The sequence below is a fragment of the sulfur-oxidizing endosymbiont of Gigantopelta aegis genome, assembly GCF_016097415.1.
Lineage (GTDB): Bacteria > Pseudomonadota > Gammaproteobacteria > GRL18 > GRL18 > GRL18.
Genome location: NZ_JAEHGE010000001.1, coordinates 3,365,531 through 3,378,790, shown reverse-complemented (window position 1 = coordinate 3,378,790; position 13,260 = coordinate 3,365,531). Strand labels below are relative to the sequence as shown.

Annotated in this window: 9 protein-coding genes, 1 pseudogene and 2 riboswitches; of the genes and pseudogenes, 3 read left to right on the top strand and 7 right to left on the bottom strand. The window is 43.1% G+C overall.

The genetic code is table 11. The features are described from left to right. Window positions 1–49: 49 nt before the first annotated feature. From gcvT to arfB, 3 genes are all read right to left on the bottom strand, one after another. Window positions 50–1,180: a glycine cleavage system aminomethyltransferase GcvT gene (gcvT, locus tag JEU79_RS17270; RefSeq protein WP_198265100.1), complete on the bottom strand. Its 1,131-nt coding sequence runs from the start codon at window positions 1,178–1,180 to the stop codon at window positions 50–52. 70 nt (window positions 1,181–1,250) lie between these two features. Further along, window positions 1,251–2,258, bottom strand: coding sequence for a lipoyl synthase (lipA, locus tag JEU79_RS17265; protein WP_198265099.1), 1,008 nt, complete (start codon window positions 2,256–2,258; stop codon window positions 1,251–1,253). Window positions 2,259–2,455: 197 nt separating this feature from the next. Further along, a riboswitch (glycine riboswitch) is annotated at window positions 2,456–2,534 on the bottom strand. A 35-nt stretch (window positions 2,535–2,569) separates the two neighbouring features. After that, window positions 2,570–2,682, bottom strand: a riboswitch (glycine riboswitch). A gap of 68 nt (window positions 2,683–2,750) precedes the next feature. Further along, window positions 2,751–3,185, bottom strand: a complete 435-nt coding sequence (arfB, locus tag JEU79_RS17260) for an alternative ribosome rescue aminoacyl-tRNA hydrolase ArfB (protein ID WP_198265098.1) — start codon at window positions 3,183–3,185, stop codon at window positions 2,751–2,753. A 196-nt stretch (window positions 3,186–3,381) separates the two neighbouring features. Here arfB and JEU79_RS17255 point away from each other — a divergent pair, with 196 nt between their 5' ends. Together JEU79_RS17255 and JEU79_RS17250 are read left to right on the top strand one after the other, a co-directional pair. Next, a complete protein-coding gene (locus JEU79_RS17255; protein WP_198265097.1) occupies window positions 3,382–4,431 on the top strand; it encodes a Fe(3+) ABC transporter substrate-binding protein in 1,050 nt (349 codons plus the stop codon). A gap of 13 nt (window positions 4,432–4,444) precedes the next feature. After that, complete coding sequence (locus JEU79_RS17250; protein WP_246540366.1) at window positions 4,445–6,082, top strand: ABC transporter permease; 1,638 nt, start codon at window positions 4,445–4,447, stop codon at window positions 6,080–6,082. 27 nt (window positions 6,083–6,109) lie between these two features. On the opposite strand, the pseudogene JEU79_RS17245 reads toward JEU79_RS17250, so the two are convergent. Continuing rightward, window positions 6,110–7,606: pseudogene (locus JEU79_RS17245) on the bottom strand (ISKra4 family transposase). Between the two features lie 156 nt (window positions 7,607–7,762). Here JEU79_RS17245 and JEU79_RS17240 point away from each other — a divergent pair. Continuing rightward, window positions 7,763–8,815 carry an ABC transporter ATP-binding protein gene (locus tag JEU79_RS17240; protein ID WP_198265096.1) on the top strand — a complete coding sequence of 351 codons (1,053 nt, stop codon included), beginning with the start codon at window positions 7,763–7,765 and terminating at the stop codon, window positions 8,813–8,815. Window positions 8,816–8,823: 8 nt separating this feature from the next. Here JEU79_RS17240 and JEU79_RS17235 read toward each other — a convergent pair whose 3' ends face one another. The 3 genes from JEU79_RS17235 to pepP all read right to left on the bottom strand — a co-directional run bounded on the left by JEU79_RS17235 (window position 8,824) and on the right by pepP (window position 13,248). Continuing rightward, the gene (locus JEU79_RS17235; RefSeq protein ID WP_198265095.1) at window positions 8,824–10,080 is read right to left on the bottom strand and encodes a UbiH/UbiF/VisC/COQ6 family ubiquinone biosynthesis hydroxylase; all 1,257 of its coding nucleotides are present in this window, start codon (window positions 10,078–10,080) and stop codon (window positions 8,824–8,826) included. Window positions 10,081–10,257: 177 nt separating this feature from the next. Further along, window positions 10,258–11,601, bottom strand: coding sequence for a 2-octaprenyl-6-methoxyphenyl hydroxylase (gene ubiH / locus JEU79_RS17230; protein ID WP_198265094.1), 1,344 nt, complete (start codon window positions 11,599–11,601; stop codon window positions 10,258–10,260). A 189-nt stretch (window positions 11,602–11,790) separates the two neighbouring features. Beyond that, window positions 11,791–13,248, bottom strand: coding sequence for a Xaa-Pro aminopeptidase (gene pepP, locus JEU79_RS17225; RefSeq protein WP_198265093.1), 1,458 nt, complete (start codon window positions 13,246–13,248; stop codon window positions 11,791–11,793). Between the last annotated feature and the right edge of the window lie 12 nt (window positions 13,249–13,260).

The window sequence follows — 13,260 nt, the reverse complement described above, 5'->3', positions numbered from 1 at the left end:
ACCTTTCTCTGGTTGTTATTACTATTGTCTATTTTTATATAGCGTAAGTTTAGCTTACTAATATTTTACCGTTACGCACAAAGGGTAGTTTCACGATTTGTGCATTCAGTTGTTTTTTACGAATCGCTACCTGACAGGTTTCCTTCGCTTCCAGTGGTACGCGAGCAAAGCCAATGGCTTTTTGCATGGTAGGTGAGAAGCTGCCACTGGTCAATTCACCTCTTAAATCAGTGCCATCAACGATAACTTCCTGATGTGCACGTAACACGCCTTTGTCTTGCAAAATCAGGCCAACAAATTTATATTTTATACCCTGCTGTTTTTGCTTTTCCAAGGCTGCACGACCAATAAATTGACGGGATTCATTGCTAAAGTCAACCGTCCAACTCAGTCCGCTTTCCAGTGGTGACTGAGTTTCATCCATATCATTGCCATATAAATTCATCCCCGCTTCCAAGCGTAAGGTATCTCTGGCGCCCAAGCCACAGGGCTTGATGCCTACGGCTTCGAGTTGACGCCACATGGCTTCTGCTTGATCGTTAGGGCAAACAATTTCATAACCGTCTTCACCGGTATAGCCCGTACGTGCAACAAAGCGTTCATTGTCTGCACCGGCATTAATTAATAAGGCATTGAACGGTTTTAAAGCTTCACCACCAGCAATATCATCGCCCAGCGCTTTGCCTGCGAGTGCACGAGCATTAGGCCCCTGCACAGCAATCATTGCCAGATCATGACGTTCTTCTAAATCAACCGCCATGTTACCAATTTGAGTACGCATCCAGGCGAGATCCTTAACACGGGTAGATGAGTTAACAATGACTCTTACCCAGGCGGTATCCATTGAGTAAATGATAAGGTCATCAATCACCCCACCGTTATTATTGAGCATACAACTATAGAGTGCCTTGCCGGGTTTATCGGCAATTTTAGCCACATCATTGGCTAATAATTTCGCCAAATAGGCCACAACTTCACAGCCACGTAAGTCAACAATGGTCATGTGACAAACATCAAACATACCGGCATCCTGACGCACCTGATGATGTTCATCAATTTGTGAACCATAATGAATGGGCATATTCCAGCCGCCAAAATCAACCAGCTTAGCACCCATATCTTGGTGCGCCTTGATAATCGGCGTTTCTTTCAGTGTCTCTTGCGCAGTAGAATCAGTCATAGTTTGGTCTTCGCTTTCTTTGGTTGTTTAGTTAATTATTATATTCATTCAAATAGTACCGTAGAAACGGCTAATCTTCCGCATGGTAAGAAGAGCGTACCATTGGGCCGGATTTTACCCAGCTAAAGCCTAGCTCCTTAGCCATGACTTCATAAGTAGCAAATTGTTCTAGAGGTAAATATTTTTTCACCGGCAAATGATATCGCGTGGGACGTAAATATTGTCCCAAAGCAATACGACTCACCTGATTAGCCCGTAAATCCTGCATCACCTGATACACTTCATCTTCGCTTTCACCCAAGCCCAAAATAATTGAGGATTTGGTTTCTACTCGCGCCACCTCAGCGGCTAAGCGCAACATATCTAAGGAGCGCTGATATTTACTGCCCTTACGTACTTCTTTATACAATGAAGGCACGGTTTCTATATTGTGTCCCCAGATTAAGCGGGTATCTTTTGTATGAGTGCCATCAGGTGAATAAGGGGCTGTTTCTAGGGCTTGCGTAATAATATCAACGGCTTTTTCCTGACAGTTTCTAAAGTCAGGGGTCAGAAACTCTACCCCGATTGCGTCATCCATTTTACGCAATTCAGTCAGTGTTTCAGCAAAAATAGTCGCCCCGCCATCAGACAGTTCATCACGGTTCACGGAAGTCAGTACCACAAAATCCAAGGCCATTTCAGCCACCGCCTGCGCAATACGAGCCGGTTCGGTCTGATCGACCTTATCCGGCTTGCCGGTTTTTACCGCACAAAAGCCACAGGCACGAGTACAGGTGTCGCCAAGCAACATAAAGGTTGCAGTGCCGCGATTCCAACATTCATTCATATTAGGACAATGCGCTTCTTCGCACACGGTCACTAGTTTGTTTTCATGAACGCTGGCAGCCGTTGAGGAAAAATTAGTTTTACTCGTGAGTGCCTGACGAATATAGCTAGGCATACGAGAGCCATTTGGCTTATCGGAATGATCAAAAATAGGGATAAAACGCTGTGCAGGTGTGACCGTGCCTTGCTGGTGAAGCTTGGCTTGGTGTGGCTTGGTGATGTTATTTTTAAGTTGTGGATCGTTTGTCATTACTAGCCCGGCCTATTGACTGAAAATAGAGTATTAATTCTAAACTGAATTTTACTCAGGTGCTTTTTAAGGTCACTGTTTGTATTATAATGCGCATCATAGCGTATCAATGTGTAAAATACGTGAGTGTAAAATACGTGAGTGTAAAATACGTGACCTATTTTTTACCGCGTGCGATTGCAAAATCAGCGCTAAAAAAGCACCCCTCTGTCCAATTACCTGAGAGCTTGAGCCCCTTCGGTGGATTAAGAACCATCTCTCTCCAGAGTCAACGAGGTATATATATCTATGATAATCATAGGCATATATACCTAAGCCATACAGTTCTGAAACCTGAGCGTTTCCGGGTGAGTTGCGCCTTCGGTGATGACTGATTTAGCGAGCAATTGCTTAGCTAAACATCATTCTCTCCCATATGGACTATGCGTCGAGCGCACATGATACCGTTTTTTGCAAAACCGAGCAACTCATTTTTTTTGCTCACTTTTTTACTTAATAAGCCACTTTACGGCGTAACTTTTTCTGTTGACCCTGCTTTGTTTTCTTGTCCATTCGACGCAATTTCGAGCCTCGTGTGGCCTTGGTGGGACGTCTTTTTTTCTCTGTTTTCATGGCTTTTTTGATAATTTCAAGCAAACGCTGTCGAGCATCTTCTTTGTTTTTATCCTGTGAACGAAAGCGTTGCGCCTTAATAATAATCACTCCATCCGCTGTAATATGATGATCTTTATAGGCCAGTAATTTTTCTTTATATATTTCAGGCAAGGAAGAGGCACGAATATCAAAGCGCAGATGCACAGCAGTTGAGACTTTATTAACATGTTGCCCCCCTGCACCCTGAGCTCGAATGCAATTCATTTCAATTTCATTATTTGACAGGGTCACGGTATTGGAAATGACCAGCGTAGAAGACGGCACATCATTCATGTTCTCATTTGCTCTCTTTTTGTATCAAATTTACAGCATAAGCGTAGAAAGTCACTAGTTTACGATTATAAGAAATAGAAATCCCCCCTAATTTGATTTAGATCAAAGTAATTGCAAACGATAAACATTATCATTTGCAATTAGATGCCTGTTTGTATAAAATTCGATCATTTATTTTAGAAGCAGGTTCGATATTATGTTTTCCATTAGCAAAAAAACGATCAACATCTTATTACTGGCAAGCATCAGCACATTTTCTCAAGCACTCTTTGTGCAAAATGCCGGGGCGCAAACAGCCGAGGTTAATTTATATTCAGCTCGCAAAGAAGCCTTAATTAAACCCATCGTAGATATTTTTAGCCAACAAACCGGCATTAAGGTGAATTTAATCACCGGCAAGGCTGATGCTTTATTGCAACGCATTAAATCTGAGGGCAAAAATACCCATGCCGATGTATTTATCACCACCGATGCCGGACGTTTATACCGCGCTAAAGCAGCGGGTGTTCTACAAGCCATTCAATCTGAGACATTAAATCAGGCTATCCCAGCCAATTTACGTGATCCCGAAGGCTATTGGTATGGCCTGTCCATGCGTGCTCGACCTATTTTTTATGTTAAAGGCATCGTAGATCCTAAAGAACTATCCACTTATGAAGCCCTTGCAGAACCACAATTTAAAGATCGTATCTGTATCCGTTCATCCAACAATATTTACAACCAATCCTTAGTCGCTTCAATGCTAGCAGCAGATGGTGCGGAAAAAACGCAGCAATGGGCCAATGGGTTCGTTGCTAACTTTGCCCGCAAGCCCAAGGGTGGTGATCGAGACCAGATAAAAGGTGCAGCTTCCGGTCAATGTGATATTGCCATTGCCAATACCTATTATTTTGGCAAAATGATCAAGGGGAAAAAAGCCGATCAGAAAAAAGCTGCTGCCGCCATGGCGATTTTCTGGCCCAACCAAAATGATCGTGGCGCTCACGTCAATGTCAGCGGTGCAGCCGTCACCAAATATGCTAAAAACGCTGCCAATGCACAAAAACTCATTGAGTTTCTCGCCAGTAAAGCATCACAACGCTGGTATGCTGATGCCAATTTCGAATACCCCATACGCAAGGACGTGCCTGCCAGTGAATTACTGCAAAGTTGGGGGGAATTTAAAGCCGATACCATTAATTTAAATCAATTAGGTGTGAATAATGCCGAAGCGGTTAAGATTATGGATCGTGCAGGCTGGAAGTAACTCATAGACGACTTTGAAAAACTTAATCAAGCACTTCTTTGATCGTTGGCAACTCGGGATAATTTTTATTAGCCTGCTATTTGCTATCCCCGTTATCACCGTCACCAGTTTTGTCTTTCAGGGCAGCAATGATGTCTGGCAACACCTAGTTGATACGGTACTGGCTGATTATGTCAGTAATTCATTATTATTAATGCTCGGCGTCAGTGTTGGCACCTTAAGCATTGGCATCACCACCGCCTGGCTCACCAGTATTTGTGAGTTCCCCGGGCGTAAATTCTTTCAATGGGCACTATTGCTCCCCTTGGCCGTACCCGCCTATATTATTGCTTATACCTATACCGGCATGTTAGATTTTTCCGGACCTTTGCAAACATTTCTCAGAGAGTTATTTGGCTGGGGGCCTAGGGATTATTGGTTTCCCGAAATACGTTCTTTGGGCGGGGCTATGATGATGCTGTCGCTGGTACTTTATCCTTATGTTTATCTACTCACTCGGGCAGCTTTTCTGGAACAATCTAGCACTACCCTAGAAGCCAGTCGTTCCTTGGGCATGGGGCCCTGGAAAAGTTTTTTTGCCATTGCCTTGCCGATGGCACGACCAGCTATTATCACTGGCCTATCTTTGGCATTAATGGAAACCTTAGCCGACTTTGGCACGGTTGAATATTTTGGTGTTGCCACCTTTACCACGGGAATTTTTCGCACCTGGTTTGGTCTGGGCGATACCGCTGCTGCCTCGCAACTGGCTTCAACACTATTGGTATTTGTCTTTATACTGATTCTGATGGAACGCTTTTCTCGTCGTCAGGCACAATATCATCAACAAATTGGTCGCCAAGCACATGCCCGACGCATTAAACTTTCACCTAAACAAGCCTGGTTAGCTTCGACTGCCTGTGCGATTCCACTGATACTGGGTTTTGGCCTACCTTTTACTCAATTACTGATCTGGACCATAGAAACGGCTGATGAAATGATCAATAGTGACTTTTATGCTCTGGTCGCCAATAGCCTTTCCTTAGCCTTAGTGACATCATTACTGGCCTTAATGCTGGCATTGTTTATGGGCTATGGCCAGCGCTTAAAAAACACCCCCTTTATTCGTTTAATGGTGCGTATCGCTTCTATGGGCTATGCCATTCCCGGTACTGTCATCGCCATTGGTGTGGTCATCCCCTTTGCCTGGTTGGATAATACCGTTGATGACTGGTCTAGAAGCCAGTTTGATTTTTCCACAGGACTGATATTCTCCGGGACTTTATTTGCCCTAGTTTTTTCCTATCTAGTGCGTTTTTTAGCGGTGTCCGTCGGCTCAGTTGAATCATCACTTGGGAAAATAAAACCCTCAATGGATGATGCGGCTCGCTCCATGGGCTTTACTCCATTTCAAGTACTCAAAAAAGTCCATATTCCCATCATGAGAACCACTTTGCTCACTGCTATTTTGCTGGTATTTGTTGATGTGTTAAAAGAACTCCCGGCAACGCTCTTGCTACGACCCTTTAACTTCAATACCCTTGCCGTACACGCCTATGAATTAGCCGCCGATGAACGCCTTGCCGATGCATCCAGTGCTGCTATCATGATTGTGATGACCGGCATTATCCCGGTCATCTTGCTCAGTCTGGCCATTACCAAAAATCAATAGGGTGTAGTTCCTTTAAAACGACAAAATTCATTGCCCAAAGTTGTTAACCTCTAAAAAATCATAATTTCTTTTTTTTGACATTTTCTTATAAAACTTCCAATACATTTCAAAGTCACCACTGGATTTTAGTGAGCGTAATTTCAATACTGCTTCTGCTCCCTGCAGACTCCAACGAGCACCGGTTATATCAAGTCGGTCATTAATGAGGTGACGGCATGCACCTTCAATAACGCCACTGGCAATAGGATAACCCGCTTTTAATGCGATGCCATACTGCAACCGCTCTTTATTTTTAGTAAATAATCAGCACATTTATCAATATTTTCTCTACTTTCTATTTTCCGTCTTGTGGCACTGAGTCTGATCCCTTTGGCTACTTGTGAACAATGGCCATTAAGTATTTTGACTGCTCTTTCAGCTATCCATTCCTCAACCGCTTCGTCACCTTTATCAAAGAAGCACCAAGCTGCTTTCCAGAGATATTCCAAGACATGGATAAAGTCCATTACAATAGTTGCTTTGATGCTCAGTTTCTTCATCACTTTTTTTTGATGAGTTTGATCTGGTGAGGTAAACCATCAATTAAAATAACCCATTCCCTCTTTTGTTTTGGATCTCTTTGTAGTGCTTCCTGAAATGCTTCCTCAATAACAGTTTCTGCCTCTCGCTCAACACTCGCCCAAACCCGCTTATTTCTAATGGGGTTCGAAAAGGAACGACATTATCATCTTCTGCTACTTTCATAATAGATTCAGCAGCACGAATATGAGATTGTACGGTATAAACGGCAGCCACTTGTGCCATACGTTTTCGGTCTTTTTTCTCTCCCTGACTCAGACGACTTTTGAGCTTCTTATTCTTCTGGGCATTTTTCTTTGTGCATTCTCTTAAACCTTCAGGTCGCATAACTATCCCTTTTCCATCAAAGGTTAAGACCAGAAAATCTGATGTTTTTTCGGGTTCAATAAATCGTTTTTTCTTATAAAAACCTTCAAAATCCTGAGCAACATCTCTCACTATATTGAGGCACTGTCTTTTGGGCACATGACCAGCAGTTGTACTATCAATACTTTCAACGACATCATCGAATGAACCTCGAATGGCTTCTTTAGACACTCTGAAATAAATACCATCACTGTAACTGTTAGTTGATAAATTCAGTTCAGCATCAATAGGAAATAAACTGTCTTTATTTCTTTGACTATAACCATTTCTGGTGGCAGTGACCTGACCAAACAAACTATTCAGCGAACGATGGGTGTTTGTACGGACATAATTCAGCTTGTCTCCTGAAACGGTGTTAACACAGCTTCTTTTTTCCTCGTTGGCGGCTTTTAAATCTAGCCAGCCCTGCAGTAGTCGTCTTAAAATTTCCTGACCTTCCTTGTTAATAAAATCTTCTATGTCACCATGTTCACAATTTTTATGTTTATCTGTTTGTAATTGTTTAATCAACTGTTCAAGTTGATCCTGAGCACCAAAAAAGAATGAATAATCGTTTGAATTTAGGTATGCTATGTTCATGAGAGAGGTCTTTTTATTGGGTTATGAAACTAAGAAGCTTATAAAACAATATTTTGATCTTTCTCTTTTCATTTTTCAAGCATTAACTATTGAATTTATTGTTTATTTTCATCGTTTTAGAAGATCTGCACCCAAATCAATACGAGCCTGTTAAACATGACTAAGCCTCTTTTAAATATTAGCGATGTCTGTCTTAGCTATGGCAAACATCCCGTGATCCAAGCCATTAATCTGCACTTACAAGAAGGTGAAATTGGCTGTCTGCTCGGCTCAAGCGGCTGCGGAAAAACCACCTTATTACGCAGTATCGCGGGCTTTGAGAAACCCAATACAGGTGAAATACGTATTCGTGATAAAGTCGTCAATGATAATTGCACCCATACCCCACCTGAGCAACGTAATATTGGTATGGTGTTTCAAGATTTTGCTCTTTTTCCACACCTCAGCGTCAATAAAAACATTGCCTTTGGCCTCGGTGCACTCAATGTCGCTGACACAGCAAAACGGGTGAATGAATTATTATCCATGATCGGCCTTGAAGGTTCGGGGGATAAATACCCGCACCAACTTTCCGGTGGCCAACAGCAAAGAGTGGCACTTGCCCGTGCCTTAGCACCAAAACCTGACCTACTTTTATTAGATGAACCTTTTTCCAGTTTAGACGTAGAACTACGAGAGCAATTAGCCACTGAAGTAGGAAAAATCATTAAGCAAGAAGGGATTACGGCTATACTGGTCACTCATGACCAACATGAGGCCTTTGCCATGGCTGATAAAGTTGGTTTATTGCATCAGGGTAAGATCATTCAATGGGATAGTCCCTACGACTTATACCATGAACCACAGAGTCAATATGCAGCCAACTTTATTGGTCAGGGGGTAATGCTTCCCGGTGAAGTCATTGGCAATCGCACCATTAAAACTGACTTGGGCAATATTCATGGCAAGATACCTGAAGGCTGCCGCAAAGGCTGTCAACTAGAACTATTGATTCGCCCTGATGATATTATTCATGATGATAATAGCCCCAACCAATTAAGAATCATTGACAAAGTATTTCGTGGCGCTGAATTTTTATATACATTAAAAGTCAACGCCAATAACAATGTTTTATGTATCACCCCGAGTCATCACAACCATCCCTTAGGTAGCCTCTTAGGTATTACCTTAGATGTGAGCCATATTGTGGTTTTTAAACGCCAGAAATAATCGGTGTTTTATAATTTGAGTCGCGCTAAAAGAGGTGTTTGCTCACCCAACAAACCCATCGCACGTTTGATCAATAGATTTTTCACTGGGCTGAGTTTATCTGCAAGGTTCAGCCCGGAATTGCGCAATAATTTAAAGGGAGTAATATCATTGCTGAACAAACGTTTAAAGCCATCCATTGCTGCTAACATAGCAATATTTTCGCCCTTACGACGACGTTCATAGCGACGCAGTGTTGCCAAGCCACCCAGTACTCGCTGTTGTTCATGGGCGCGTAAAATCTCTTCTGCTAGCACCGCAGCATCCAATAAGCCCAAATTCACACCCTGACCCGCCAAAGGATGTACCGTATGTGCGGCATCACCAATTAAGGCCAGGTGTTCTTGTACATATTGATTCGCATGTCTGAGTCGCAAAGGAAAACTGGCACGTTCGGACGTTAATTGAATGCGCCCCAAAGAACTACCAAAGGTCATCTGTAATTCTTGATTAAAGGCTTGTTTATCCATCGCGACCAATGCCTGAGCCTGCTCCTCAGTCGTTGACCAGACGATGGAGCTTTGGCCATCTTCAAGGGGTAAAAAAGCTAATGGCCCCGTGGGCATAAACTGCTGCCAGCAAGCACTTTGATTGGCTTCTGAGGTACTGACATTACAGACCACTGCACTCTGTTCATAAGCCCAGGTCGTCAGGCTGATTTCCGTTTGTTTTCGCACCCATGAATTAGCACCATCTGCACCCACCAAAAGATCGGTTGTTATTTTTTGACCATCGGTACTAATCAATTCAACACCTGAATCATACATCTGTAATGACTGTAATTGTAAGGGCATTAATAATTCGATATTATCAAAATCAGCCAATTTATTTTGTACTGCTTTTTGAATAATACGGTTTTCTATAATGTGACCCAGATCAGCCTGTCCGACCTCGACACTGTCAAAATGAATTTGCCCCTGACCTGTTGCATCCCAGACATGCATTTTAGTGTAAGCGGCCACGCCATCCTGTTGCATACTATCCCAAACACCCAGATTTTCAAAAATATGCTGACTAGCATGAGTGATGGCACTGACACGGATGTCATGGGAATTTTTTGGCCAGTTAAAGTCACTTTGATAGGCTTCAATGACGGCAACTTTGAGTGAGCTATTGCCTAATGCACAGGCTAATGTTGCACCCACCATGCCGCCACCGACGATGACAATGTCGTAATGCTTCGGTTTATTTATTTGTGCTTTATCTTGTTTTTGTTTTTGTGTCATGGTTTGTTCTATTGGGTTATGTGTTGCTGACTCTAGGACTGGTTAATAATTAAATTTTTTATGTATATTTTGCTATTGATGATGCGCTTCGTTCCTCAGCAGCATCCTACGGTCACTATACAAAGTATTGAGTCAGCGTGGGCAGATAAAGCTATGCCCACCCTACTTAACTGCCAATCAAAGCAAGGACTGACCCACTGCCATCTTACTCATTCTACCCTGCAATATGCCATTACCCATGGCTTCATGTGCAATCACATGCTTCAAAGGTGAAATAATATCCGTCAGGAATAAGCCAGAGTTTCTCAAAATTGCCAAAGAAGTCGAATGGTTGGAAAATAATTTAATCAGGCCATTGGTAATACGAGTCACTTGTTTAATGTCAGCCTGTCGCCATTGCCAATACCTTGACAATAACTCATCATTACCCAGATCAGCGCTTTTATGGGCTTGCACTTCAGCTACAATGAGCTCTGCCAAGGCAGAAATATCACGCAAACCTAGATTAAAGCCCTGCCCTGCCACTGGATGCACCCCATGTGCGGCGTTACCAATCAATGCCACACGCTGCTGATAGGCAAGTGTCTCATTATCAATTGTCATTAACATCAATGGATAAGCCGCACGATGACCTACCTTTTTTATCTGTCCTAGGCGATGACCAAAGCGCTGTTGCAAAGCCTGACTAAACTCAGCATCATTCATGGCCATCACGTCATCTAATTGCTCATCTTTCACTGTCCAGACTAATGAACTACGATTGCGAGTCAAGGGCAATACCGCCAAAGGCCCTGAGTCGGTAAAACGCTCATAGGCAATATTATTATGCGGCATTGCTGTTTCAATATTAGCAATGATTGCGGTCTGGGCATACGCTTTTTGATTGACTTTGATCCCCAAAGACTCACGAGTTTGTGAATTCACACCATCTGCAACAATGAGCAAGCTTGCTTTGATTTTCTGATGCTTGCTCTGCGCCTGAGCCGACTCAGGTTCAGGTTCAAGCTCAGTCTCAGGATCAACTATAAGACTGATACTGACTTCATCAGCATTAGTTGCCAATTGTTCAATGCTCGCAGGACAAAATACGTGAATATTATCATGCAATTTCATTTGCTCAACCAGCACCTCACCCAAAACCCGACTTTCAACCACAGAGCCTAAAGCCGGCACAGCTTCTTTTTGCTGATCCAAACGGGTCACACCTAAATGCCCTCGCTCAGAAATATGAATTTGCTTAATGGCCGCAAAGCCATCACTCTGTCCCTCATGACAATGCTTAGCCAATTCATCCCAAATTCCCATTGACTGATAGATTTGTTTGGAACTCCAGGCAAGCGCAAGGCAGCGATCATCAAAACTAGGTTGCAAACGCTGTTGCTGATAGGGGTGCGCTTCAATCACCGCAATGCGACGCTTTGATTTTGCCAAGGCAGGCGCTAAGGCCAGCGCCATACTCGCTCCGGCTAAACCGCCGCCAACGATAACGACATCAAAAAAGTTATTGCTTGCTTCGCTCATACTGACTCTATTAATTATAATTTGTTGCACATTTTAAGATGAAAATATAACAATGGAAACACTCACTTCAATTGTAGGATGTGGTGAGGAACGAACCGCATCAATAACCTTCTTAAACAAACGTCTTCGATGTGGTTCGTTGCACTCACCGCATCCTACAAATGCTGTTTTATTTGGCTTGAACTCGACTCACCGCTTTTTTCTTACTACTTTTTTCTTACTAGACGGAACTTTCGCCTTCTTTTTAACTGCGACTGTTCTTTTTGCTGGCGTTCTTTTTATTGTCTTTTTTATCGCTGCTTTTTTCACTATTAGCCTTGGCGTTTCCACTAATGCTTTGCCACTGGCCATCAAGGCTTCGATATCATCCACAGTCTTTGCGGCACGTGCCGTCAAGACCTCATAGCCCGTACGCGTAACACGCACATCATCCTCAATACGAATCCCTATATTACGCCACTTTTTAGCAATTTTACGATTATCGCCGGTATAAATTCCCGGCTCAATCGTCAACACCATACCCGGCTCTAACATACGCCATTCATTATCAATCTTGTAATCACCCACATCATGCACATCTAAACCCAACCAATGCCCCGTACGATGCATATAAAATGGCTTATAGGCTTCTTCTTTGATCAGCTTATCTACACGCCCTTTGAGCAGGCCTAATTTAACCAGCCCCCGAGTAATGACTTTTACTGCCGCTTCATGAGGCGCGTTCCAATGACTGCCGGGATAAACCATTTCAATGGCCGCCAATTGTGCTTCCAACACTAATTCATAAAGCGCTTTTTGCTCAGTCGAAAAACGTCCATTCACTGGATAAGTGCGAGTAATATCCGAGGCATAGCCCTGATATTCACCACCGGCATCGATTAAGACTAAATCCCCCGCTTTCAAGGGCATATTATTCTCGGTGTAATGTAAAATACAGCCATTTTCACCGCCACCAACAATGGATGGGTAGGCCTGTTCTCGACAGGCATTAAACATACAATGATGAATAAATTCTGCTTCCAGTTGATATTCGTATAAGCCCGGCTGGCATATTTTCATTAAACGCTCATGTCCCAGACAAGAAACACTGGCCGCTTTTTTCATCATTTTAATTTCACTGGCGGATTTGAACAAGCGCATTTCGTGCAAAGCATGATCCAGCGCAACGAATTCACCCGGCGCATTGACACCCATACGCACTTTTTGCTTCAACTGGTTCACCCAGCCAGTCAAACGCTGATCAAAATCGGCATGAATACCCATGGTATAAAATACCCGGGTTTTATTTTCCATCAGCCCCGGCAGAATCTCATCAATGTCCGAAATAGGAAAAGAATCATCCGCCGCGAATTTTTCCAATACGCCCTCTTGACCCGCACGGCGACCATGCCAGATTTCTTGCGTTTCGTCTTTTTCCCGACAAAACAAAACGTATTCGCCATGCTTGCGTCCGGGAATCAAGACTAATACGGCTTCAGGCTCCCAAAATCCAGTGAGATACAAAAAGTCACTATCTGGGCGGAAAATAAAATTCACATCCCGATTTCTAACTTGCTCAACAGCGGTGGGTAGGATAGCAATGCTATCATTGCCCATGTCCTGCATTAGGTGTTTTCTGCGACGAGTGAACTCTTTAGTTGTTATCATAGTTTGAGTATT

Bases quoted from the DNA above. Each gene is read 5' to 3' on its own strand.
- gcvT (WP_198265100.1), bottom strand. From the start codon at position 1,180: ATGACTGATTCTACTGCGCAAGAGACACTGAAAGAAACGCCGATTATC.
- lipA (WP_198265099.1), bottom strand. From the start codon at position 2,258: ATGACAAACGATCCACAACTTAAAAATAACATCACCAAGCCACACCAA.
- arfB (WP_198265098.1), bottom strand. From the start codon at position 3,185: ATGAATGATGTGCCGTCTTCTACGCTGGTCATTTCCAATACCGTGACC.
- JEU79_RS17255 (WP_198265097.1), top strand. From the start codon at position 3,382: ATGTTTTCCATTAGCAAAAAAACGATCAACATCTTATTACTGGCAAGC.
- JEU79_RS17240 (WP_198265096.1), top strand. From the start codon at position 7,763: ATGACTAAGCCTCTTTTAAATATTAGCGATGTCTGTCTTAGCTATGGC.
- JEU79_RS17235 (WP_198265095.1), bottom strand. From the start codon at position 10,080: ATGACACAAAAACAAAAACAAGATAAAGCACAAATAAATAAACCGAAG.
- ubiH (WP_198265094.1), bottom strand. From the start codon at position 11,601: ATGAGCGAAGCAAGCAATAACTTTTTTGATGTCGTTATCGTTGGCGGC.
- pepP (WP_198265093.1), bottom strand. From the start codon at position 13,248: ATGATAACAACTAAAGAGTTCACTCGTCGCAGAAAACACCTAATGCAG.